General features: G+C 51.5%; 24 protein-coding genes. 7 read left to right on the plus strand and 17 right to left on the minus strand.

The genetic code is table 11. The annotated features are described in order from the left end of the window. Positions 1-261: 261 nt before the first annotated feature. From DSZ37_RS11475 to DSZ37_RS11500, 6 genes are all read right to left on the minus strand, one after another. A complete protein-coding gene (locus DSZ37_RS11475; RefSeq protein WP_109727040.1) occupies positions 262-2,667 on the minus strand; it encodes a hypothetical protein in 2,406 nt (801 codons plus the stop codon). Positions 2,668-2,722: 55 nt separating this feature from the next. Further along, a complete protein-coding gene (locus DSZ37_RS11480; RefSeq protein WP_109727041.1) occupies positions 2,723-3,970 on the minus strand; it encodes a glutamate-5-semialdehyde dehydrogenase in 1,248 nt (415 codons plus the stop codon). A gap of 100 nt (positions 3,971-4,070) precedes the next feature. Then, positions 4,071-4,559, minus strand: coding sequence for a deoxycytidylate deaminase (locus DSZ37_RS11485; protein WP_109727042.1), 489 nt, complete (start codon positions 4,557-4,559; stop codon positions 4,071-4,073). Positions 4,560-4,587: 28 nt separating this feature from the next. Continuing rightward, positions 4,588-5,379: a glutamate 5-kinase gene (gene proB, locus DSZ37_RS11490; protein WP_109727043.1), complete on the minus strand. Its 792-nt coding sequence runs from the start codon at positions 5,377-5,379 to the stop codon at positions 4,588-4,590. Positions 5,380-5,394: 15 nt separating this feature from the next. Further along, positions 5,395-6,345 (minus strand): D-2-hydroxyacid dehydrogenase, encoded by a 951-nt coding sequence (locus DSZ37_RS11495; protein WP_109727044.1) that lies wholly within the window; start codon positions 6,343-6,345, stop codon positions 5,395-5,397. A 3-nt stretch (positions 6,346-6,348) separates the two neighbouring features. Beyond that, positions 6,349-6,762 carry a hypothetical protein gene (locus DSZ37_RS11500; RefSeq protein WP_109727045.1) on the minus strand — a complete coding sequence of 138 codons (414 nt, stop codon included), beginning with the start codon at positions 6,760-6,762 and terminating at the stop codon, positions 6,349-6,351. Positions 6,763-7,044: 282 nt separating this feature from the next. Here DSZ37_RS11500 and DSZ37_RS11505 point away from each other — a divergent pair, with 282 nt between their 5' ends. From DSZ37_RS11505 to DSZ37_RS11520, 4 genes are all read left to right on the plus strand, one after another. Continuing rightward, a complete protein-coding gene (locus tag DSZ37_RS11505; protein WP_109727046.1) occupies positions 7,045-7,728 on the plus strand; it encodes a winged helix-turn-helix domain-containing protein in 684 nt (227 codons plus the stop codon). After that, positions 7,721-9,391, plus strand: a complete 1,671-nt coding sequence (locus tag DSZ37_RS11510) for an ATP-binding protein (RefSeq protein WP_109727047.1) — start codon at positions 7,721-7,723, stop codon at positions 9,389-9,391. Before DSZ37_RS11505 ends, DSZ37_RS11510 begins: the two co-directional genes overlap by 8 nt. Positions 9,392-9,400: 9 nt before the next feature. Then, positions 9,401-10,537 carry an ATP-binding protein gene (locus DSZ37_RS11515; protein WP_109727048.1) on the plus strand — a complete coding sequence of 379 codons (1,137 nt, stop codon included), beginning with the start codon at positions 9,401-9,403 and terminating at the stop codon, positions 10,535-10,537. A gap of 96 nt (positions 10,538-10,633) precedes the next feature. Then, a complete protein-coding gene (locus DSZ37_RS11520; protein ID WP_028519702.1) occupies positions 10,634-10,831 on the plus strand; it encodes an alpha/beta-type small acid-soluble spore protein in 198 nt (65 codons plus the stop codon). 52 nt (positions 10,832-10,883) lie between these two features. Here the strand turns inward: DSZ37_RS11520 and DSZ37_RS11525 are convergent, their stop codons facing one another. The 4 genes from DSZ37_RS11525 to trmL all read right to left on the minus strand — a co-directional run bounded on the left by DSZ37_RS11525 (position 10,884) and on the right by trmL (position 14,173). Then, positions 10,884-11,600 (minus strand): hypothetical protein, encoded by a 717-nt coding sequence (locus tag DSZ37_RS11525; RefSeq protein ID WP_109727049.1) that lies wholly within the window; start codon positions 11,598-11,600, stop codon positions 10,884-10,886. A 65-nt stretch (positions 11,601-11,665) separates the two neighbouring features. Next, positions 11,666-12,244 (minus strand): helix-turn-helix transcriptional regulator, encoded by a 579-nt coding sequence (locus tag DSZ37_RS11530; RefSeq protein ID WP_109727050.1) that lies wholly within the window; start codon positions 12,242-12,244, stop codon positions 11,666-11,668. A 545-nt stretch (positions 12,245-12,789) separates the two neighbouring features. Next, positions 12,790-13,662 (minus strand): DegV family protein, encoded by an 873-nt coding sequence (locus DSZ37_RS11535; protein ID WP_109727051.1) that lies wholly within the window; start codon positions 13,660-13,662, stop codon positions 12,790-12,792. Positions 13,663-13,675: 13 nt separating this feature from the next. Continuing rightward, the gene (gene trmL, locus DSZ37_RS11540; RefSeq protein ID WP_109727052.1) at positions 13,676-14,173 is read right to left on the minus strand and encodes a tRNA (uridine(34)/cytosine(34)/5-carboxymethylaminomethyluridine(34)-2'-O)-methyltransferase TrmL; all 498 of its coding nucleotides are present in this window, start codon (positions 14,171-14,173) and stop codon (positions 13,676-13,678) included. A 235-nt stretch (positions 14,174-14,408) separates the two neighbouring features. On the opposite strand from trmL, the gene DSZ37_RS17745 reads away from it, so the two are divergent. Continuing rightward, positions 14,409-14,582 (plus strand): hypothetical protein, encoded by a 174-nt coding sequence (locus DSZ37_RS17745; RefSeq protein WP_173330340.1) that lies wholly within the window; start codon positions 14,409-14,411, stop codon positions 14,580-14,582. Here the strand turns inward: DSZ37_RS17745 and ruvX are convergent. The 3 genes from ruvX to DSZ37_RS11555 all read right to left on the minus strand — a co-directional run bounded on the left by ruvX (position 14,575) and on the right by DSZ37_RS11555 (position 16,880). Next, positions 14,575-15,003 carry a Holliday junction resolvase RuvX gene (ruvX, locus tag DSZ37_RS11545; RefSeq protein WP_109727053.1) on the minus strand — a complete coding sequence of 143 codons (429 nt, stop codon included), beginning with the start codon at positions 15,001-15,003 and terminating at the stop codon, positions 14,575-14,577. The genes DSZ37_RS17745 and ruvX overlap by 8 nt on opposite strands. A gap of 195 nt (positions 15,004-15,198) precedes the next feature. Next, a complete protein-coding gene (locus DSZ37_RS11550; RefSeq protein WP_109727054.1) occupies positions 15,199-16,110 on the minus strand; it encodes a dihydroorotate dehydrogenase in 912 nt (303 codons plus the stop codon). Then, positions 16,110-16,880 carry a dihydroorotate dehydrogenase electron transfer subunit gene (locus DSZ37_RS11555; RefSeq protein WP_109727055.1) on the minus strand — a complete coding sequence of 257 codons (771 nt, stop codon included), beginning with the start codon at positions 16,878-16,880 and terminating at the stop codon, positions 16,110-16,112. Before DSZ37_RS11555 ends, DSZ37_RS11550 begins: the two co-directional genes overlap by 1 nt. A gap of 437 nt (positions 16,881-17,317) precedes the next feature. On the opposite strand from DSZ37_RS11555, the gene DSZ37_RS11560 reads away from it, so the two are divergent. Both DSZ37_RS11560 and DSZ37_RS11565 read left to right on the plus strand, forming a co-directional pair. Continuing rightward, positions 17,318-17,884, plus strand: a complete 567-nt coding sequence (locus tag DSZ37_RS11560) for a DUF1836 domain-containing protein (RefSeq protein ID WP_109727056.1) — start codon at positions 17,318-17,320, stop codon at positions 17,882-17,884. A gap of 18 nt (positions 17,885-17,902) precedes the next feature. Next, positions 17,903-18,142 carry a hypothetical protein gene (locus DSZ37_RS11565; protein ID WP_109727057.1) on the plus strand — a complete coding sequence of 80 codons (240 nt, stop codon included), beginning with the start codon at positions 17,903-17,905 and terminating at the stop codon, positions 18,140-18,142. A 424-nt stretch (positions 18,143-18,566) separates the two neighbouring features. Here the strand turns inward: DSZ37_RS11565 and DSZ37_RS11570 are convergent, their stop codons facing one another. The 4 genes from DSZ37_RS11570 to DSZ37_RS11585 form a co-directional block, all read right to left on the minus strand. Further along, positions 18,567-19,367, minus strand: coding sequence for an amidohydrolase family protein (locus DSZ37_RS11570; protein WP_109727058.1), 801 nt, complete (start codon positions 19,365-19,367; stop codon positions 18,567-18,569). An 8-nt stretch (positions 19,368-19,375) separates the two neighbouring features. Next, a complete protein-coding gene (locus DSZ37_RS11575) occupies positions 19,376-19,726 on the minus strand; it encodes an ArsR/SmtB family transcription factor (RefSeq protein WP_109727059.1) in 351 nt (116 codons plus the stop codon). Between the two features lie 9 nt (positions 19,727-19,735). Next, positions 19,736-20,170: a hypothetical protein gene (locus tag DSZ37_RS11580; protein ID WP_109727060.1), complete on the minus strand. Its 435-nt coding sequence runs from the start codon at positions 20,168-20,170 to the stop codon at positions 19,736-19,738. Between the two features lie 81 nt (positions 20,171-20,251). Next, positions 20,252-21,202 carry a phosphotransferase enzyme family protein gene (locus DSZ37_RS11585; RefSeq protein ID WP_109727061.1) on the minus strand — a complete coding sequence of 317 codons (951 nt, stop codon included), beginning with the start codon at positions 21,200-21,202 and terminating at the stop codon, positions 20,252-20,254. Between the last annotated feature and the right edge of the window lie 35 nt (positions 21,203-21,237).

Consider the following 21,237-nt stretch of genomic DNA (forward strand, 5'->3'; position numbering starts at 1 on the left):
TTCCTTAATTGTAACCTTTTGCGGCTGAGATAAATCAAAATTTAGCTTTGCTAAATTTTGATTTGAGTTTAGAGTTTAGAGTTTAAAGTTGTGGAGTCACCTGCGGCGACAATATTTAAATATTGTGAGCGAAGCGAACACATTAACTCTCAACTCTCAACTTTCAACTATCAACTTAGCGCATACGCGCTAAATTATGATTTATCAGAAAAAACGAAGCTCCTGAGCACTTCAAGCACTCAGGAGCTTTTTTTCACTGTATCAGATATTGCCGCTGTTTACGGAGATTATCTTCATGGAATTGAAACGGAATGTGCCGTCTTCCTTTTCGGTGAGCTTGTACTCAGCCTGCTTGGCGACGTTCTTTTCCATCCATGTGGGGAGCTCCGCGATATAATCAACGGTAAGAGTATATTCGCTGCCGTTCTTGACAATGGATTTTACCTCGGGAGCGTATGTATGGGTGATAGGCTTCACCTTTACGTTGTATGCTCCGTCGGAGTAGTAAAATCTTGACTCAACGGGACCTACGGTGCAGTGGTTGAACTGTGGGATATTCTCGCCGAACAGCTCTACTGCGTACTTCTCTACGTCAACGTCGGGGATAGTCACTGTGTCAAGTGTGGCGTCATACTTGGATATCTTGCTGTCGTCCATGATGATGGACCAGATGGTAGCGGTAACGATCTGCTCCGATGTGAGCTGTGAGGGATCGCTGAATGGCTCTATATCCATGATTACGGCAGGATAGACCATCTGTGTGAAGCTGTCCTTCTTTACCTCACCCGATGTGAAGCTTCTTGCCAGTCCGATACCCTTGAAAACTGTGGCAATGATACCGATTATGGCGAATGCTGTCATTACTACGCCGAGAATGGTGTAGAGGAGCTTCTTTCTGTTGGGGTCCTTGGCAGGTTCATCGGAGCTGCTCTCCACGTTTTCCCTGCGCTGAGCGATGAGCTCGTCGGGGTCCTCGTCAAGTATCCTCTCAAGTGCGGATGTCACCTTGCCCTTGGGCTTTTCTTCCTTTACGGGAGCAGCTTCTGCGGGCTTTTCTTCATCCTCGGGCTTCTCGGGAGCTGTCTCCTCAGCCTTTTCGGCAGTTTCGGGCTCCTCGGGAGCTATATCCTCATCGGGGAGTATGTCCTCCTCGGGCTCGTCAATAACGATAGGCGGAGCGATAGCGCCCATCTGTGCGCGGCGCATCTCGATGACCTGCTGCTGCTTGTCGGCAGGGAGAGCGTCAAAGCGCTCCTTCAGGTCGGGAGTGAGTCCCGAGATGATGTCCTCGTCGGACATTATAAGAGGCTCAGAGCTTGTGTTTTCGGGCTCCTCAGCCTTTGTCTCGTTCATGTCGGCAATGGCTTCTGCTGCGTCCTCGCGGATATTTTCCAGCATACTTCCCACGGGGTCGCTCTCGTGAGACACTTCCTCATCGTGTATAGCGGCTATGGCTGCATCGATAAGGTCGGTAGCGGAGGGCTCCTCTGCCGGCTCAAAAAGTCCGTCCTCGGGAGCAGCTTCCGTATCGGGCTTGGGTTCGTCCTTGCCCTTGTTTTTCAGCTTCTTGAAAAGGCTGATCTTCTTGGGCTTTGCTGTCTCGGCGGCAGCTTCTGCCATCTCCTCTGCGGGAGCGGCAGCGGCTTCTCCGAGAGCCTCTATTGCAGCGTCAACGGCTTCCTCGGCGGAGGAGTTGACTATCGTCTCCTCGGTGAATGTAACCGGTGCAGGTGCTTTTTCCTCGGCAGCTTCCGCAAGACGCTTCATTTCCTCTATGCGGCGCTGTCTCTCGGCTTCTTCCTCTGCAAGTCTGCGCTTTTCGGCTTCCTCAGCGAGACGTGCCTGCTCAGCTTCCTCTGCAAGGCGGCGCTGTCTCTCGGCTTCTTCCTCTGCAAGTCTGCGCTTTTCGGCTTCCTCAGCGAGACGAGCCTGCTCAGCTTCCTCTGCAAGGCGGCGCTGTTTCTCAGCTTCCTCCTGTGCAAGTCTGCGTTTTTCAGCTTCCTCAGCGAGACGAGCCTGCTCAGCTTCTTCTGCAAGGCGGCGCTGTCTCTCGGCTTCCTCCTGTGCAAGTCTGCGCTTTTCGGCTTCCTCAGCGAGACGCTGTCTTTCGGCAGCAGCCTCAGCAGCTCTCCTTGCTCTCTCGGCAGCTCTTGCCTCTTCTGCGGCAGCTTCCGCAGCTCTCTGCGCCTGCTGCTCTCTTTCAAATTCCTGACGGCGGAGCGCTTCGTAGTCGGGCAGCTCTCCCGTGATCACTATCTTTTTCTTCTTAGCAGGCTTGGGGAGCTCCTCGCTTACGGGCACCGTATCGAATACCCTTGTCATTTCCGCTGTGGGCTCTGTGTGCATCACCTCGGCAATGATATTGGGTACCTCCTCGGCAGGAGACTCCTCGGGGGCGATACTCTCGGGGGATGGAGCAAATTCGTGTGTGGGGGGAGCGAATTCCCATGACGCAGGCGGCGCATTATCGGGAATTACAGGCTGCTCGTCCTCGATGTGGTGCTTTTCCTCCTCGAGAGCGTGGAGCAGGTCGTCCACCGACATATTGTCGAATCTGCTTTTTCGCACAGCCCTTGGTGTGGTATGGCTCCTTGCAGGCGTACTGCTGCTTCCGCCGCCGTCCATAAGGCTGTTGAGCATATCGTCAAGATCTTTTCTAATAGCCATTTCGACCTCCAAAATCAAGTGAATATTCTGATGTTGCCGCGCGGAGGCGGCGGTTTTATCTGATCTGACCGTCTCCGTTGATCAGGTATTTTACTGTGGTAAGTTCAGTAAGTCCCATGGGACCTCTTGCGTGGAGCTTCTGGGTGGAAATGCCTATTTCTGCGCCGAAGCCGAATTCGCCGCCGTCTGTGAAACGGGTGGAAGCATTGACATAGACAGCTGCTGCGTCTACCTGCTTCTGGAATTTCCGTGCATTTGCAAGCGAGCTCGTAACGATGCACTCCGAATGCTTTGTGCTGTACTTTCTTATATGTGCGATAGCCTCGTCGATGTCGTCAACTACCTTGACTGCTATGACGAAGTCGTTGAACTCTGTGGCATACTCGGTCTCGGTAGCCTTTTCGATGCCGCTGCCGAGAATAGAGATGGTCCTGTCACAGCCGTATATCTTCACATCGTGCTCCTTGAAGCGCTCTGCTATAAGGGGCAGGAACTTGTCTGCGATGTCCTTGTGTACCAGCAGGCTCTCGATAGCGTTGCACACCGAGGGACGCTGTGTCTTGGCGTTGTCGGTGATATTCACAGCCATGTCAAGGTCTGCGGATGCGTCTATGTAGGCGTGGCAGTTGCCTGCACCTGTTTCGATAACGGGAACAGTTGCGTTCTTTACTACTGCCTGAATGAGGTTAGCGCTTCCTCTGGGGATAATAACGTCCACATAGCCGTTGAGACGCATGAGCTCGTTAGTGGTCTCGCGGTCTGTGTTGTCAACGACCTGTATAACGTCCGCAGGGAGACCTGCTTCCTCCACAGCCTTACGCATGATGTTTCCGAGGCAGATGTTGGAGTTTATTGCCTCCTTGCCGCCCTTAAGGATAACAACGTTGCCTGCCTTGAGACACAGTGCAGCCGCGTCAACTGTAACATTGGGACGTGACTCGAAGATTATTCCGATAACACCCAGCGGTACGCGGGTCTTGATTATCTGCAAGCCGTTGGGACGGTTTCCGCCGCCGATGACCTCACCGATGGGATCCTTCAGGGCGATGAGCTCGTCAACTCCCTTGGCGATGCCCTCGATGCGTTTTTCGTCAAGCTTCAGTCTGTCCTGCTTAGCCTCGGTCATGCCGTTTGCCTTTGCAGCGGCGATGTCCTTGGCGTTAGCCTCGATTATAAGCTGCTTGTTTTCAATGAGCGCCTTTGATATAGCTGCAAGGGCGCTGTCCTTCATCTGAGTTGAAGCGCCTGCTGCGGCAGCTTCGGCTGCCTTGGCTCTTTTTCCCAGTTCCTCTGTATAGCTCATTATTCACACCTCTTGTTCAATCTCTGTTATATATTACGAATATCTTGTTTTCTGTACACGATGAAGCCGCTGTTACGGTCTGTATAAGCAGCTTTATGATTTATCCCTCAAGGTACCATTCAAGCTTTTCGGCAGGCATTTTTATATAGTCGTTGGGAGCGTCGCTCTGTCGGAGGTATACGTTCCTTATCCCCGCCTGTATTATCATTCTTGCGCAAAGGGGGCAGGGCTTTGCTTTGTGTACGCTGCCGTCGGAGGGGTTCACACCTGTCAGGTAGAGGTCGGCACCCACGGTCTGCTCACGGGAGCAGTTAAGCAGCGCATTTGCCTCGGCGTGTACAGCTCTGCACATACCGTAGCCCTCGCCCTGATGGAGACCAAGTGGTATCCTCGGGCATTCTCCTCTGTCACAGCAGTTTTCCGTGCCTCGGGGAGAGCCGTTGTAGCCTGTTGACAGCACTGCGTCGTTCTTGACTATGACCGCGCCGTATTTGCGCTTGAGACAGGTGCTCCTGTAAGCGAATACCTCTGCGCAGTTGAGGTATGTGTCCTCCTTGGACACTCTCTCGCTGCCTCTGGAAATTATCATATCGAACCTCCGTGAATGGTGTCGGCGGTTATTTTGCCTTGAAAAGGGTACCTATCTCCTTGTCCTCAAAGAGGTCGTAGAGCTTCTCGGGGTCCCTGCCGTTCATGATGACCATGTCGATGCCTGCGTTTGTGGCTATCTTTGCGGCGGTTATCTTGGTGGACATACCGCCTGTGCCCAGACTTGTTCCTGCGCCGCCTGCCATTGCCTCTATCTCGGGAGTTATCTCCTCGACAAGGGGAATGGGTTTTGCGTCGGGATTTGAGCGGGGGTCATCATCGTAGAGAGCGTCGATGTCTGACAGTATCAGCAGCAGGTCGGCTCTTGACAGCTCCGCAACAAGGGCGGAGAGGGAATCGTTCTCGCCTATCTCAAGCTCCAGCTCGTCGATGGCGATGGTGTCGTTCTCGTTTACGATGGGGATAACGTCCATATTCACCAGCTTCTCCACGGTATTCATGAAGTTCTCGCAGTGATTGGGGTTATTGATTATGGTCTTGGTGAGCAGTATCTGCGCCACCGTGACGCTGTATTTAGCGAACATATCGTCATAGACGTGCATGAGCTCGCACTGACCGATGGCGGCAACAGCCTGCTTGGTCTTGGTGTCCTTCGGCTTTTCGGGGAGTCCCAGCTTGCCTGCGCCCAGACCAACGGCTCCCGAGGAGACCATGATTATCTCTCTGCCAGAGTTGTGCAGGTCGGAAATAACGCGCACAAGGTTGGTCATGCGGCGTATGTTGAGCTTGCCCGTCTTGTGAGCGAGGGTAGAAGTGCCCAGCTTTATGACGATACGCTTTTTGTCGGATATATTTCTCATAGGTACTGACTTCCTTCAGTTGACTTTATTCTGCGGCTTTCCGCTCTGCCAAGCCCTGATGTTCTCACATACGATATCCACAAGGCGCTGTCTGGTCTCCAGAGGCGCCCATGCGGTATGTGGAGTGATGACGCAGTTCTTTGCGCCCTTGAGGGGAGTATCGGGAGACATGGGCTCCTTTACCAGCACATCAAGGTATGCGGCGGCAATTTTTCCGCTGCTGAGCGCAGCTGCAAGGTCGGCTTCGTTGACCACTCCGCCTCTTGAGGTATTTATCAGCATTGCCGAGGGCTTCATATGGGAGAGGAGCTCCTCATTGATGATGCCTGCGGTCTGCTCGGTAAGAGGGCAGTGGAAGGTGATGACGTCAGCCTTTTCTGCCGCTGTGAACAGGTCTGTGACCTCATAGGGGCAGTCCTTGGGCTGAGTCCTTGTGCTTATAACTATGTTCATGCCGAAGGCTGAGCCTATCTCGGCTACCTTTCTTCCTATCGAGCCGTAGCCCACTATGGCAAGGGTCTTGCCTGCCAGCTCTGAGGTGGGGACGGGAAAGTATGAGAAGGCAGGGGAACGCTCCCACTCGCCGTTTTTCACGGCTGTATCGTAGTCTCTTATGCGGCTGAAGCGGTCAAGTATGTAGGCGAAGGTCTGCTGAGCCACGGCGTTGGTGGAATACTGACCTGCGTTGCATACGGTTATGCCCTTTTCAGCGGCATAGTCGATGTCCACGTTATTGAAGCCCGTGGCGAAAAGTCCCACATATTTTATGTTGGGGCAGGCGTCCATGACCTCCTTGGTGATGAGCACCTTGTTGCAGAGGACTATGTCTGCGTCGCCGATATTTGCAGCGGTCTCCTCGGGCTTTGTAAGCGGTATTATCTTTACCTCGCCCAGCTCCTCAAGCTGAGTAGTGGGGATATCTCCGCTTATGTTGACCGTGTACCAGTCAAGGACTGCTATCTTCACGGATTATTCCTCCTCGTCAGCCTTGTCGCTGTCGGCTTCCTCAGCCTTCTCCTCGTCAGCCTTGTCGCTGCCGGCTTCCTCAGCCTTTTCCTCGGCAGCCGCTGTAACAGCTGCCTCTGCCTTCTTGGGCTTGAATACGAAAGTGGATATAACAGCGAGGAGAATGAGTATCAGCTCGATGATACCAACTGTATAGTAGAGGGTCTTGTTATTGGACACCCATAACAGCAGTGATATGGGTACTGCGATCGCAAAAATGAGCTGGTAGGGCTTTTTCTGTACTGCAAATCTGAAACCGAAAAAGATCACGGATATTATAACGATAGCGATGTGCATGGGAAATGGGAATGGGAAGATCGTAGGATTTTCTGCGTCCGAGATCTGTGCGAGATTGGTAAGCATATTTGTGAAGTTCATATTATCTCCGATCCTCCGCCCTTTCATGGTGTTTTACACAAAGGCGGATATTTATAAGATTGCAAAAGTCTGCACATTACAGTATAACACAAACAGCCGAGAAATTCAACTATAATTTTAAAAAATACACAAAAAATTTATGACGGGTTTCCGCGTATTTTCGGCTGTTTTTAACAGGGACTTGAATTTTTTCACAAAGCGACGTATAATAATATTTGTCAGACCACTGAACACTGAGTAATGATAACGTATCACTCCCGCGCAGGGAAAGGAGACTTTTTTATGATATATATGCTTGAGGACGAGGAGGGCATCAGAAATTTCGTCATTTATGCCCTGAAAAGCTCGGGCTTTGAAGCCGAGGGCTTTGAAGCTCCCTCAGCGCTCTATGAGGCAATTAAAGCGGAGCTTCCCGAGCTGCTGCTCCTTGACCGTATGCTCCCTGAGGAGGACGGTCTTGAGGTGCTGAAAAAGCTCCGCAGCGTTCCCGAGACGCAGAAGCTCCCTGTGATAATGCTGACCGCAAAGGGCACGGAGCTTGACAAGGTGGAGGGGCTGGACAACGGCGCTGATGACTATATCGCCAAACCCTTCGGCACAATGGAGCTTATATCACGCATAAAGGCGCTGCTCAGGCGCACCTACGGCAGCTCCGCAGAGACAGAGAAGCTTTCTCTGGGCGGTATCGCCGTTTATCCCACAAAGCATGAGGTATTTGCCGAAGGCGAAAAGGTGAACCTCACCCTGAAGGAGTACGACCTGCTGCTTATGCTCATGAGGCACAGGGGACAAGTGTTTTCGAGGGACAGCCTCCTCAGGGAGATATGGGGCTATGACTTCGCAGGCGAGAGCCGCACTGTTGACGTTCATATAAGGACTCTCAGACAGAAGCTGGGAGACTGCGGAGAGCTCATCGAGACTATCCGCGGAGTAGGCTATAAGGCAGGTGACGGCAGTATTGACTAAGAAGATATTCCTCAGTATAATCACCATTTGCAGCCTTTCTGTTGTGGCTGCCATAATCATAGTCACCGCCATACTGTACGGAGCTTCCGCGGAGCTTGCCGCCTCCGAGGTGAGGACGGACGCAAAGCTCATTTCCTCTGCCGTGGAGCAGAGCGGAAGCAGCTACCTTGAGACTGCGGTAATAGACGATGCTGTCCGCGTGACATGGATAGGCAGGGACGGTCGGGTGCTCTTTGACTCGGAGGAGGAGGCTTCCGAGCTGGAAAACCACTCCGACCGCAAGGAAATACAAGAGGCAGTGAAAAACGGTGAGGGAAGCTCCTCACGATACTCCGCCACCATAATGCAGAAGACCGTGAACCATGCTGTAAGGCTGTCCGACGGCTCTGTCATAAGAGTTTCGGGAGTGCATACCTCCCTGACGGCACAGCTGCTGAAGGTACTGACCCCCATGCTGCTGACACTGGCGGTACTGGTGCTGTTTTCGGCGCTGGCAGCTTCAAAGGTGTCACGAAACATAGTCAAGCCCATAAACGATATAGACCTTGCTCACCCGACAAATATAAAGGGCTATGAGGAGCTGGCGCCCCTGCTGGATAAGCTCCGCACCCAGAATATCAAGGTAAGCCGCCAGATGGACGAGATACAGAGCCGCCGTGAGCAGTTCACCCTCATGACCGAGAGCATGACCGAGGGACTTATCATCGCTGACCCCAAGCTCAATGTGCTCACCTGCAATTCCAGTGCAAAAAGACTCCTCGGAGCAGGCTCATTCACCGAGGGACAGAGCATCTATACCCTCAACAATTCAGAGGTGTTCCGCCGCTGTCTCCTCAATGCACTGGGCGGACGGCGTTCGGAGTGCATCCTCCGCACGGGTGACGGTCAGCGCGAGGTCATCGCCAGTCCTGCCAACAGCATAGATATGGTCTGCGGACTGGTGGTGTTCATCATGGACGTTACCGAAAAGCAGGAGCTTGAGACCATGCGCCGCGAGTTCACATCAAATGTGTCCCATGAGCTGAAAACTCCCCTGACCACCATCTACGGAACTGCCGATATGCTGGCGAACGGCATGGTCAGGCAGGAGGACGTGGCAGAGTTTGGCGGAAATATCCGCAGCGAGTCGGAAAGGCTCATAAACCTCATAAATGATATAGTTGCCCTCTCAAAGCTGGACGAGGACTCTGCTCCCCGCGAGAATGAGAGCGTTGAGCTCTATGCACTGGCAGAGGAGATACTTGACCGCCTGAAGCTCAGCGCCGAGGAAAAGGGCGTTACGGTCTCAGTGTCGGGAGAGAGAGTTTCACTCATGGGCAGCAGGACCATTCTCGGAGAGGTGATGTACAATCTCTGCGACAACGCCATAAAGTACAACGTAAGCGGCGGAAAGCTTGATGTGAAGATCGCCCATATCCCTCAGCGTGCCATTATCACCGTCAGCGATACGGGCATGGGCATTCCTAAGGAGCATATCGGACGTATCTTCGAGCGCTTCTACCGCGTGGACAAGAGCCGCTCCCGCAGGATAAAGGGCACGGGTCTGGGACTGTCCATAGTCAAGCACGGCGTCATGTATCACAACGGTACGGTCCGCGTTGACAGCGAAGCAGGCAGGGGAACGGTTTTCACCGTTGAGCTGCCCATAGAGAAAAAACAGTGAGGTGTTCTGATGGGAAACAGTATTACGGCGGAGGAGCTGGCAAAGCTGGAAAGCGGCTCCTTTACACTTATAGATATACGCGACAGTTCTGCCTTTGAGTACGGACATATCGACGGGGCTGTCAACATCGCGCAGGAGGATATCTCCGCGGCGGAGCTTCACGATGACAGGAAGTTCATCATCTGCTGCCGCAGCGGTATCATCAGCCGCGATATTGCAGACGAGCTCTGCGACAAGGGCTTTGACGCATACAACCTTGAGGGCGGCTATGTGGAGTGGCTGAGGCTGAAAATGGAGAACAGTCAGGTCACCGAGGCTGTGGAGCTGAGCCTGCGGAAGAAGTTCAAGAAGTCAATATGGTGCAAATTCACCAAGGCGATAAACGAGTATGAGCTTGTAAAGCCCAATGATAAAATAGCCGTCTGTATCTCGGGCGGCAAGGACTCAATGCTCATGGCAAAGCTCTTTCAGGAGCTGAAACGCCACGACAAATTCCCCTTTGAGGTGGTGTTCCTTGTCATGGACCCCGGGTACAGTCCCGAGAACCGCCGCGTCATCGAGGAAAACGCACGTTCAATGTCCATACCCGTGCATATATTCGAGTCGGATATCTTCGACTCGGTGTACAATATCGAGAAGAACCCCTGCTATATATGTGCGAGGATGAGAAGGGGATACCTTTACAGTCACGCAAAGGCTCTGGGCTGCAATAAGATAGCTCTCGGTCACCACTTCGACGACGTTATCGAGACCATTCTCATGGGTATGCTCTACGGCGGTCAGGTACAGACCATGATGCCTAAGCTCCACAGCACCAACTTCGAGGGCATGGAGCTGATCCGTCCCCTCTATCTGGTCAGGGAGGACGATATCAAGCACTGGAGAGACTACAACGGGCTCCACTTCATACAGTGCGCCTGCAAATTCACCGACACCTGCACCACCTGCGCTCCCGACAGCCGCTCGGTGTCAAAACGCCTTGAGATAAAAAATCTTATCGCCGAGCTCAAAAAGGTAAATCCGCAGGTGGAGAAGAATATCTTCCGCAGCGTCGAAAACGTCAACGTCAACACCGTCATTGCCTATAAGGATGATGATGGAGTCCACCGCTTCCTTGATACATACGATACAAAGGCGGACAGCTGACATATTTGCTCATCATAATTTTTCCATGTAATAAAAAATGCCGCGAAGGCTATAATACTATCACGGCATCAATATTTTTTCAAAGGAGAAACAGCAATGAGCAATAACAGCAATAACAAGGGCGTAATGACACAGAAGGGCAGAGAGGCTCTCGAAAGATTCAAGATGGAGTCCGCAAACGAGCTGGGCATCGACCTCAAGGAGGGCTATAACGGTGACCTTACCTCAAGAGAGGCAGGCTCTATCGGCGGCAGCATGGTCAAGAAGATGATCGACTCATATAAGATGCAGTAACAGCTGTGTCATAATAAAAAAGGGAACGCTTCTGCGTTCCCTTTTCGTTATTTCAATGTACCCAGTCTTTGCCGAAAAAAGCGGTGTTAAAGTTTTTCAGTTCTGCTGTGTTATAGCTTTTCCCAAGGTAAATGACTTCATCTGCGATATGCTTTATAAATTCGTCGCTTCCCACAGGAAGGACCACCAGTGCGCCGCTGTCTGTAAGCTCATGCAGCGCTTTTAATAAGTTAGAGCTGCACATTCTCGCGTAAAAAGCGCTTGAATTGTACGGGGCAAAGTAGATGCGCTTGTTCTGAGCATAGCCATAGGCAGAAGAGGCTCTCCAGCGCTCTCCGCTCAGTTCTGTGAACTTTCTGTTGTATCGTTCTTCGGTCAGCAGGAACCTTCCGGCGATGTCCTGAAAGCTCATGGTATCGGAGCGCCGCGACAAGGCTTTTTCTATTGATCTTTTCACCTGATTTTTGCCGTAGGGCTCTCGTGAGGGCTCCAGATTCCATGATACGTCACAAAGGTCCTGACGGCTTATAGGGCTGCCGCTGCAACAGACCCTGACTTCCTCAAATTCTATCCTGCCGCCCAGAAAATAGGATAAATACTCACAGCCCAGACCGTATTCGCTTACCAAGCCATAAATTTTGCCGCTCTCAAAGGTCAGATCCTTGTAATACCATGTGTCATTAAGCTCTGTGCTGTGACCTGCAATGCATGATGTACAGGCTGAGGTGTCGATCATTATTGTAAATTTATCGTTAAATCCCTTTATCATAATATTTACCACCAGATCATGTGTTATTGGTCATACTATAGCTGTCTGACCTTCGGGAGAGAACGTCATTTCAGCAGCCATGCCACCAGAATGCAGACCGTGAAGCCTATCATGGCGGATACTGCTCCGAACAGCGCCTTCATGAGGTTTTTGCTGCCTTTTTTTATGCGCTCGGCAGATATCTCGTCAAGTGACTTACCCTCCATATAGGCTTTTATCTCCTTGTATGTGGTAAGGTCGTTAGCCTTTTTCAGCTTTTCCACTTTTACGGCAGTAAACAGTGACACTGCCGTGATGGCAGCCCAGATGGCTCCGCCGACCCAGCCGAGATACTTGATGAGAGGCAGGGGAGATACTATCATAATAATGTACTCCGCTGTCAGCAGCCATGCCAGCTTGTTGAATTTTGCTGTGTCGTTTTTGCTTATTTCGTTGTTCATAGTTTCAACATCTCCTTTGACTAATTCGTCAAGAGATATATTGAAAAGCTTTCCGAGAATGAGGAGGCTGTGGATATCGGGATAGCTTTTGCCGTTCTCCCAGTTAGATATGGTCTGGCGGCTGACATATGCATTTTCCGCAAGGGTCTCCTGCGACCATTTGAGTCTGGTCCTGTGTTTTTTGATCTGGTTTCCGATCTCCATGTTTCCTCCTTCGGAGCTTTTTCTCCTGACAGATACCAGTATACCTGTCCTGCGAGAAAAATGCTACCAAACTGTTTTTACATCTGCAAAAATAATTGCAAAAAGCCTTTGACAACGGGTGCAAAAGCGCTGTCAAAGTCCTTTTACATCCCGAAATACAGGCAAATGCACACATCAAAAAAGACGGAGCGGATCGTGGCGTTCTTATAGAAGCTTATTGAGTGATATCAAGGGAAATTCTTGTGGAAAAGTGCTTTCCTAACTTTTTTCTGAAGACTCTGTTTTAGTTTTTATATGGAGAGGACGTTTGAAAAAACTGTCGTTTGGTTATGTATAAAGGCGTCCTCTCCATATAGAAACCAGTCAAAAGTCTTTGGAAAAGGGGTTCGGGGTGACTCCCCGCAGTGCGGGGAGATGTCACGCAGTGACAGAGGGGCGCGCCTCCGTCAGAGGAGAACCTTTCCTCAGAAAGGTTTTTCCCCGATAATTACGCATAAACTTCTATAGGAGCATCTCTTTTATGCCCTGTCTCTTTTGAGTTTATATCACTTGTTCTTGCGTCTTACGAGGACTGCTACAAGCTCGGGACCTATGTTTGCTGTGACAACTGCGCCGATGCTGCCGTACATCTCAGCCTTTCTGCCCGTCTTTTTGTAGAGCTCCTTCTCCACTTCCTTTGCAAGGGTATTGTCCTTGCCGTGTATCATCAGGTAGGGAGTCTGGGGAGTCATGTTCTTCTCCACTATCTCTGCCAGCTTGGGAACGATGTTCTTCTCGCCCCTTATCTTGTCAACGATGGTAGTAGTACCGTCGGCAAAGAGGATAACGGGCTTGAGACCTAAAAGCTCTCCCGCAAAAGCCTTTGCTGCGGAGATGCGTCCCGACTTCTTGGCGTATTTGAGATTGTAGGGGACTGCGTATATTCCGCAGACGTTGAACCAGTCCTCCAGATATGCCACTATCTCCTCGGCGTCAGCGCCGCGGCGGATCTTCTTTGCGGCTTCCATAATGGGATAGCCGTAGAAAAGGGTGTAGCACTTGGAGTCAAGGTTGAATATGCGGACCTTGTCCTTTGCCTCGGGTACGTTCTCGAAGAAATCGTTCTTTCCGATGATGGAATTGTTGTATGTGCCTGAGCCCTGAGAGTTGATGGAAACACTGATGATATCGGTGTAGCCCTGCTCAAAGAGCTCCTTGTAAGCTTCCTCGAAGGTGACGGGAGATATCTGGGAATGCTTGGGTATCTCGTCTGTTTTTTCAAGGAGCTCATAGAATTCCTGAGTGGACTTGTCAATAGTCTCCCTGAAGCTCTCGCCGCCAACGGTGAGGGTGAAAGGGAGCAGCTTTATTCCCAGCTCCTCGATGGTCTCCTTTGAAAGGTCACAGCATGAATCGGTAAGTAACGCTATCTTTGACATAATAATATCTCCTTTACCATTCGTATTTTGTCAGCTTTCCCTCACGGGAAAGGTCGGGGTAATCCCACTGCCGAAGGACCTCATACACCGCTATGGCTACGGAATTGGAAAGGTTCAGGCTCCGCAGCTCGTTTCGCATGGGTATCCTTACACAGCTTTCGGGATTATCATGCAGGAGCTCCTCGGGGAGCCCTTTGTCCTCCCGTCCGAAGACGAGATAGGCATTATCGGGGTATTCCGCTTCACTGTGGACATGGAGCCCTTTTGTGGTGAAGTAGAAGAAATGCCCGTCCTTGTTCTTCTCGAAGAAGTCAGCAAGGCTGTCGTAGTATGTGATGTCCAGCTTGTCCCAGTAGTCCAGACCTGCACGCTTCAGGTGCTTGTCGCTTACCTCGAAGCCCAGCGGACGGACGAGGTGGAGCCTTGCTCCCGTAACAGCGCAGGTTCGGGAGATATTTCCCGTATTCTGCGGTATCTGGGGCTCTACCAGCACGATATTAAGGTTCTGCATAATTATCCTTCTGTTATTTATAATAGTATTGTTCTCCTCTGTAAGGAGAACACGGTGTTTATTTGGCTAAAAGAGCCTTTATACAGCAGTTGTCTCTGCCGCTGCCGGAAGCAGGATAAGTGCTGCGAGTTTTGCTTTCATGGCTTTCTCCCTCTGTTCTCAGAATATTTTTCTCTGAAATACAGATAATATCATCGTCCGCAGAAACGGACAATAACTGACGGGAGTGTTTGAAATGGATATTAAGTCACTTGCCAAAGGGGCAGCCGCAGGTGCGGCGGTAGGTTTTGCCTGCTATGCGCTCTCAAGCGCACGTCCCATCAAGAAGATGAGCATAAAGCGGGACGCAGGAAAGGCTCTCAGAGCCGCAGGCAACCTTCTTGACGACATCAAGTCGGTAATTATGTAGGCTCGCCCGAATTGCGCCTGAAGCCTAAATAGCTCTCGAGGATGAGCACAGCCGCAACAGCGTCCACAACAGCCTTGCGCTTCTTGCCGCGGGTGTTGGTGACGTTGAGGGCGTTATGCGCCGAAACTGTGGTGCAGCGCTCGTCCCAGAGCTTTACGGGACAGCCTGTGAGCTTTTCGAGCTCCTCGGCGAAGAGCTTGCATTTCTCGGCTCTTTCGCCGACTGTTCCGTTCATATTCATAGGATAGCCGACGACTATCTGCTCGGCACGCTGCTCCTTTGCAAGGGCAGCGGTCTTTTCTATACATTTGTTGAAGTCCTTTTCGGCAATGACCGTGACGGGTGAGGCTATCATCTCGCTTTTTCCGCAGACAGCTATGCCCGTTCTTGCGTCGCCGAAGTCAACTGACATTATTATCATTATATCCTCCGATAAATCAAAATTTAGCAAAGCTAAATTTTGATTTAAGCCGTTAGCCCATAGCCATTAGCCGTTAGCCTGATGTAGGGGCGGCGTTCCGCCGCCCGATAATAAAGCGGCGAAGCCGCTTCCTAATGGCTAAAAGCTAAAGGCTAAGGGCTTCGGAATTTAACACCGCAGGTGTTAAATTCCGATTTACCACGGCTTTACTGTTCCGATTATGTCCTTTACGGACGCTATTCCCTTGCTGTCAAGCCACTCGTTCATTTCCTCGGCTATCCTTACGGGAGCGTAGGGGTCTGTGAATATGGCTGCACCCACCTGTACTGCGGAGGCGCCTGCCATCATGAGCTCTATGGCGTCACGTCCCGATGACACGCCGCCCATGCCGATTACGGGGATGTTCACGGCGTTAGCCACCTGCCATACCATGCGTACAGCTATGGGGAATACCGCAGGACCGCTCATGCCGCCTACATTGTTGCGGAGTATGGGTCTGCCTGTGTTTATGTCTATCCTCATGCCGAGGAGAGTGTTTATCAGTGAAACTGCGTCTGCACCTGCGGCTTCAACGGACTTTGCAATATCCGTGATGCTGGTGACATTGGGTGAGAGCTTTACCACAAGGGGCTTCGTCGTAGCTGCACGGACCTTTCTTGTGACCTCGGCTGCCATTTCGCAGCTTGTACCGAAGGCTGCTCCGCCCTGCTTTACATTGGGGCAGGAGATGTTCAGCTCTATCATGTGGACGTCGGTGTCCTCCAGCTTTGCAGCGACCTCAGCGCATTCCTCGGGGGTAGCGCCTGCGATATTTGCAAGGACTACAAGGTCCTTTGTGAGCAGATAGGGGAGCTCAGTGCTGATGAAGTGGTCGATACCGGGGTTCTGGAGACCTACGGAATTGAGCATACCCGAAGGGGTCTCAGCTATTCTGGGAGCGAGATTTCCCGTGCGGAGATGGAGAGTGGTTCCCTTTGTGGCGATACCGCCAAGCTTTTCAAGAGGAAAGAGCTCCTCGTATTCCCTGCCGTAGCCGAATACGCCCGAAGCGGGGATTATGGGGTTCTTGAAGTCTGTTCCACAGACTTTTACAGAAAGATCAGCCATTACCAGAGCACCTCCTCAGCATTGAATACGGGGCCGTCCTTGCAGACATGAGCGAAATATTCCTCGTCGTTTCTCTTTGTGCGGCAGGCACAGCCCAGACAGGCTCCTATGCCGCAAGCCATCCTCTCCTCAAGGGATATCTGGCAGAATATGCCTTTTTCCTTGCAGATGGCAGCTATGCCCTTGAGCATGGGCATGGGTCCGCAGGCGTAAACTGCGTCTATGCCGCCTTTTTCAGCCAGCTTGGTAAAGGGCTGCGTAACAAAGCCGTGGATACCTGCCGAGCCGTCATCGGTGCAGAGAATGGTCTCGGCGCCCGTGCTGCGGAAGTCCTCCTGAAGGATAGCCGCAGAGGCGTTCCTGAAGCCGCTTATGGCAACTGCCTTGGCACCGTATATCTTTGCAAGGGGAAGCATGGGTGGTGTTCCGATGCCGCCGCCGATGAGAACTACCTTATTATAGGAGCTGTCCACAGTAAAGCCGTGACCGAGGGGGGCAAGCATATCAATAAGGTCGCCCTTGTTGAGCTTTGCGATCTCAGCGGTGCCCTCGCCGCGAATCTCGAAAACTATGCGGAGGGTGCCCTTTTCCTTATCTATGCCGCAGATAGAGATGGGTCTGCGGAGAGTAAAGCCCTTAGCCCTGATATGTACGAACTGTCCCGGACAGGCTGCCTCAGCCACCTCGGGACATGAGATGGTGAAGCTGTATATCTCACGGGCTATGGCGTGTTTATCAGTAATGATATACTGACCCTGAGTATATTTCATATAGACCTCCTTGTGTATATCGCTCCATATTGCATGATAAGCCGAGCATTTCAAGTATGTACTAATTATAACATATAAGTATGAAAATAGCAAGATGCGCGGAGAAAAACTGACTGTTCTGATATTTATGCCGCGAAACAGCCTGCGGGGCTCCCCGCTTATAACATATTATATGCAATAAAGCAAGTGGCGCGGAGAAAAGGGCTGTTTGGGGGGAGATGCGCCGCGAAACAGGCGGTGGAGCTCGCCGGAGGAGGCTGTATATACCAAGTGGTCAGACCAATACGAAAAAACGCGAAAAAGTGTGAAAATCAATGAAATACTATGATAATTGCAAAAAAATATCCAAAAAAGCTCAAAAGCATCCCAAGATAGCATTTGAAGTTCGTATGAACCTGTGATATAATCATATCATCGTCAGAGAGGAGTTAAAGACTATGAACAGACTTATTCCCGGAACAACAATGAAATTTTCGGAACAGGCAAGAGAATCGGCGTTTTCGCTTATCTCTCCCGTTCTCGAAGCAACTGGCGGACTTACGCTGTCGCAGCTCTCAAAGCTCACAGGTCTTGAGGGCACTACCATACAGAACTGGATAAAGCGCGGCTGGGTCTCGGCTACAAAGGGCAAGAAATATTCCGAAAAGCAGATCCTGCGCATACTTCTTATCAATATGCTCCGCAAGGCTATGAAGCTGGAGGACATTGCGAACCTTATGCGCTACATAAACGGCGATGTTGAGGATACCTCGGATGATATCGTCGAGGAGGTGCTTCTCTATGATATGCTTTGCAGGATCATCTTTACAGCCGAGGACGAGGGCGCTTTTGACAGTGACCACATAAAATCTCTGGTAGCCCGTGAGGTGGCGGAGAATACCAAGGAGATCGCCGATGACGACAAGATGAAAAAGGCTATGTTCGTCATGGTAATGGGTTACAGAAGCGGTTTCCTCAGGACTGAAATGGAAAAGGGTCTGGAGATCATTCTCGACGAGATGTAAGCCATTGAGGGCGTTACAATGAAAAATGAAGATGTAAACAAGAAAACACCGCACAAGGATCAGGGATCGTATCTGTCGTGCTTTATGTGTATCGGAATGAGCATGGGGATGCTCATAGGACAGGCGTTGTTTAAAAATATGGTACTGGGTATGGGAATAGGGATGTCCGTCGGCACTGCCGCGGGCGCATACCTTGACGCCAAGAAACGCAGGGGGTCCGGTACGGGGGACAGCAATGACGGCGATACGCAGAACTGATCTTCCATGGATAGTCTTTCGGGGGAAATGACAGCTGCTCTCGGAGCGGCGATGAAAGCTTTTCTCACTCTCCGTTCGGGGGGACGGAGAGTGAGACAACTCATCTGACCAAGTTAGGGATTCGAAGCTGAAATAAGAGAAAGCTTCTTTAATGATAGTGCGCGGAAAGGTCTGGGGTGACAGATGCGCACAGTGGTAAACAACTTTGTATAACGACGCAGCAATAGTGACAGAACAGCCATGATATAGGGGTGATCGGGGCAATGATTGCTCTGCCGCATAGGGGTATGCGGAAAAAGCTTCCTCTTATGAAACGCAAGCATATAACATGATTTCAGACGGATCTCTGAAGGGATAAGGGGATTATCTCTTGATAAGGGGAAAAGAAAAGGCTCATGTAGGGGTACATGAGCTTTTTCGCATTTTATATGATCTTCAGGAGCTTTTCTGCGTTTTTGCAGAAGATGAGCTCCTTTTCTTTTTCTGTGAGAGAAAGCCTGTTTATCATGGCTATCTCATTGGCAGGGTCGTCCCACGGACAGTCGCTGCCGAAAAGGACCTTGTCCGCTCCCTGCATACGGATTATGCGGAGGAGCTGTTCGTCCTCGATATATCGGGAGATAACTCCCACATCGAACCATAGGTTCCCGTATTTTCCTGCGGTGTATCGCTCAACATCGTCCCACATACCAAGACCGCCAAGATGTGCGGCGACTATGGTCAGGTGGGGGAATGCTTCCGCAAGGGCTGCAAAGCTCTGGGGAGTTGCTCTTACGATGTCCTCGGAGTATGGGTCCCAGCCGCCGTGGAAAACGGCGATGAGCCCGAGCTCGGCTATTTTTTCGTATATGGGGAACATCCTCTCCTCATGGGGGGAGAACTTCTGATACTCGGAGTGAAATTTGATGCCGCAGAGTCCGAGAGACTTTATCCGCTCTACCTCCCGGACCGCGTCCTCGGAGTCGGGGTGGACCGTGCCGCAGCAGTAGAGCCCGTCCCCCATTATTTCGGCAGCCCAGTTGTTGATGGTGGTCTGCTGTGAGGGCTTAGTGGCAACAGGCAGAAGCAGAGCGCGGTCTATGCCGTTTTCTGCCATTTTTCTGCGAAGCCCTGCAAGGGTGCCGTCTGTGGCAGGAGTTATGCCGCTGGTGTCGGCAAGTCCCGAAACAGCTCTTTCTGCAAGGGCATCGGTGAATGCGTGGGTGTGGAAATCAAAATATCTCATGCTGTGTGTTACTCCATAACGTGCTCCATGGCGTGATAGAAAATGGTCTTTACATGGTCGTCGCATAGGGAGTAGAATATGGTCTTGCCCTCCCGTCGGGAGCTGACCAGACGAGCCTGCTTGAGCACTCTCAGCTGGTGAGAGATGGCAGACTGTGTCATGCCGAGGAGCCTTGCTATATCACAGACGCACATCTCGCTCTGGCAGAGCACGAATATTATCCTTATCCTTGTGGAATCGCCGAATACCTTCAGCAGCTCCGCAGCGTCGTAGAGAACGGCTTCGTCGGGCATTACCTTTGAGACCTTTTCAACTATGTCCCTGTGGACACCGTGAGTGCCGCAGATGTGTTCCTCCATAATTTCCTCCTATGATATAAAGAAACGGACCGCCGCCACTGCACATGAGATACCGATAATGGTGCCAGTAGTGCAGGTGATGCAGGCAAATCTGTCAAAAACGAAATTCTTGTTTCTGCTGAGAAAGACGGTATATTCCCTGTCTGTGCGGTAGAGCCTGCTGTGCAGGAAACTCTCTACGGGGAAGATGTTGGGGTATTCCGTGCCGTCAATTTTGTAAAATGCTACCCTGAACTTGTGCCGCGGACTCTGGTCAATGCGTGAAAACACCGATTTGTGCTTTTTTGAAAAGAGCAGCCGCACAAAAAAGAAGGCAAGGAGCAGCATGGATACCACAAATCCTGCCGCCATGAGAATTACTGCGGCAAATAACAGATATATGGCTTTTACGCCAAGTACAATGCACAGGACGACTATGACTGCTATGACGGCAATGGCTTCCATACTTTTACACCTCCCCATGAGTTTGCAGGGTATGAGTCTGATATATTATACCATGATTTCCGAAAAATATCAAGCCGCACATTATCCGAATGCTTCGGCTATGATCTCGTTGAGCTCAGATCTTGCGGCGGTAAAGCGGTCAAGCTGCCTGAGAAGCTCCTCTGCACGGGCAATGCAGTCCGCTGTGGTCTTGCCGCGGAAGTACTTTTCCTCGCGGAGACTGTCCGCAAGATACCTGACCGCAAGCTCTCCCGTGCTCCGCAATATGCCGTAGTACAGTGAGCTGACTTCCTCTGCGGTGAGAAGCCCGTCAAGTCCCTCTGCAAAGCCCTGTGCGGCTGCGCGGACAGGGGAAAGGTCTGACATATCACCTACGCACAACGAGCGCACAAGGTCTCCGAAGTCTATGGCGGCATAGCCTTCCATAGCGGTGTCAAGATCGATGACCGTCAGGGCGTCCCCTATAAGGACGTTGTCTGCCTTTGCGTCGCCGTGTATGATACGCTTTGGAAGCTCCTCTGTGAACACGGTGTCCAGCTCTGCTTTCAGACTCGCAAGCCGCGGAGCTTTTCCGCCCAGAGCTGTAAGCTCATCGTAATAGCTGCCAAAGTCGTGGTAGCCGCTCGGCAGAGCGGCAGAGTTAAGCTCTTTGACGTCCATGACTCTGATAAAGCTGCCGAATGCCCGTCCCGCAGCCGCGGGTTCAGCCGCGGCTGTTGCGGTCGCGGAAAGATACCTGTAAATACGCCAGACTTCTCCCTCCGCGACCGCATATGTTTTATCGCCCGAGGCGATAAAACACGGGACGGCTGTGTCAGAGCTGCCTGACTCCGCAAAGGCATGGGAGATGACAGCGATGTTGTCCATAACAGCCTCGGGACAGGGGAATACAGAGCGGTTAAGCGCCTGAAGCACATACCGTTCTCCGCCGCAGTCCGCGAGAAAGGTGCGGTTTATGTGTCCCGTGTTCAGCTCCGTCTGCTCAGCGGCTTCGGGAAGACCGAAAAGTGTAGGTATATAGCGGATATCCATAGTATCACCCCGCTTTTATAAATTATGAATTAAAA

Origin of the sequence: Ruminococcus flavefaciens (assembly GCF_900116855.1) — a bacterium.
GTDB classification, from domain to species: domain Bacteria; phylum Bacillota; class Clostridia; order Oscillospirales; family Ruminococcaceae; genus Ruminococcus; species Ruminococcus flavefaciens_R.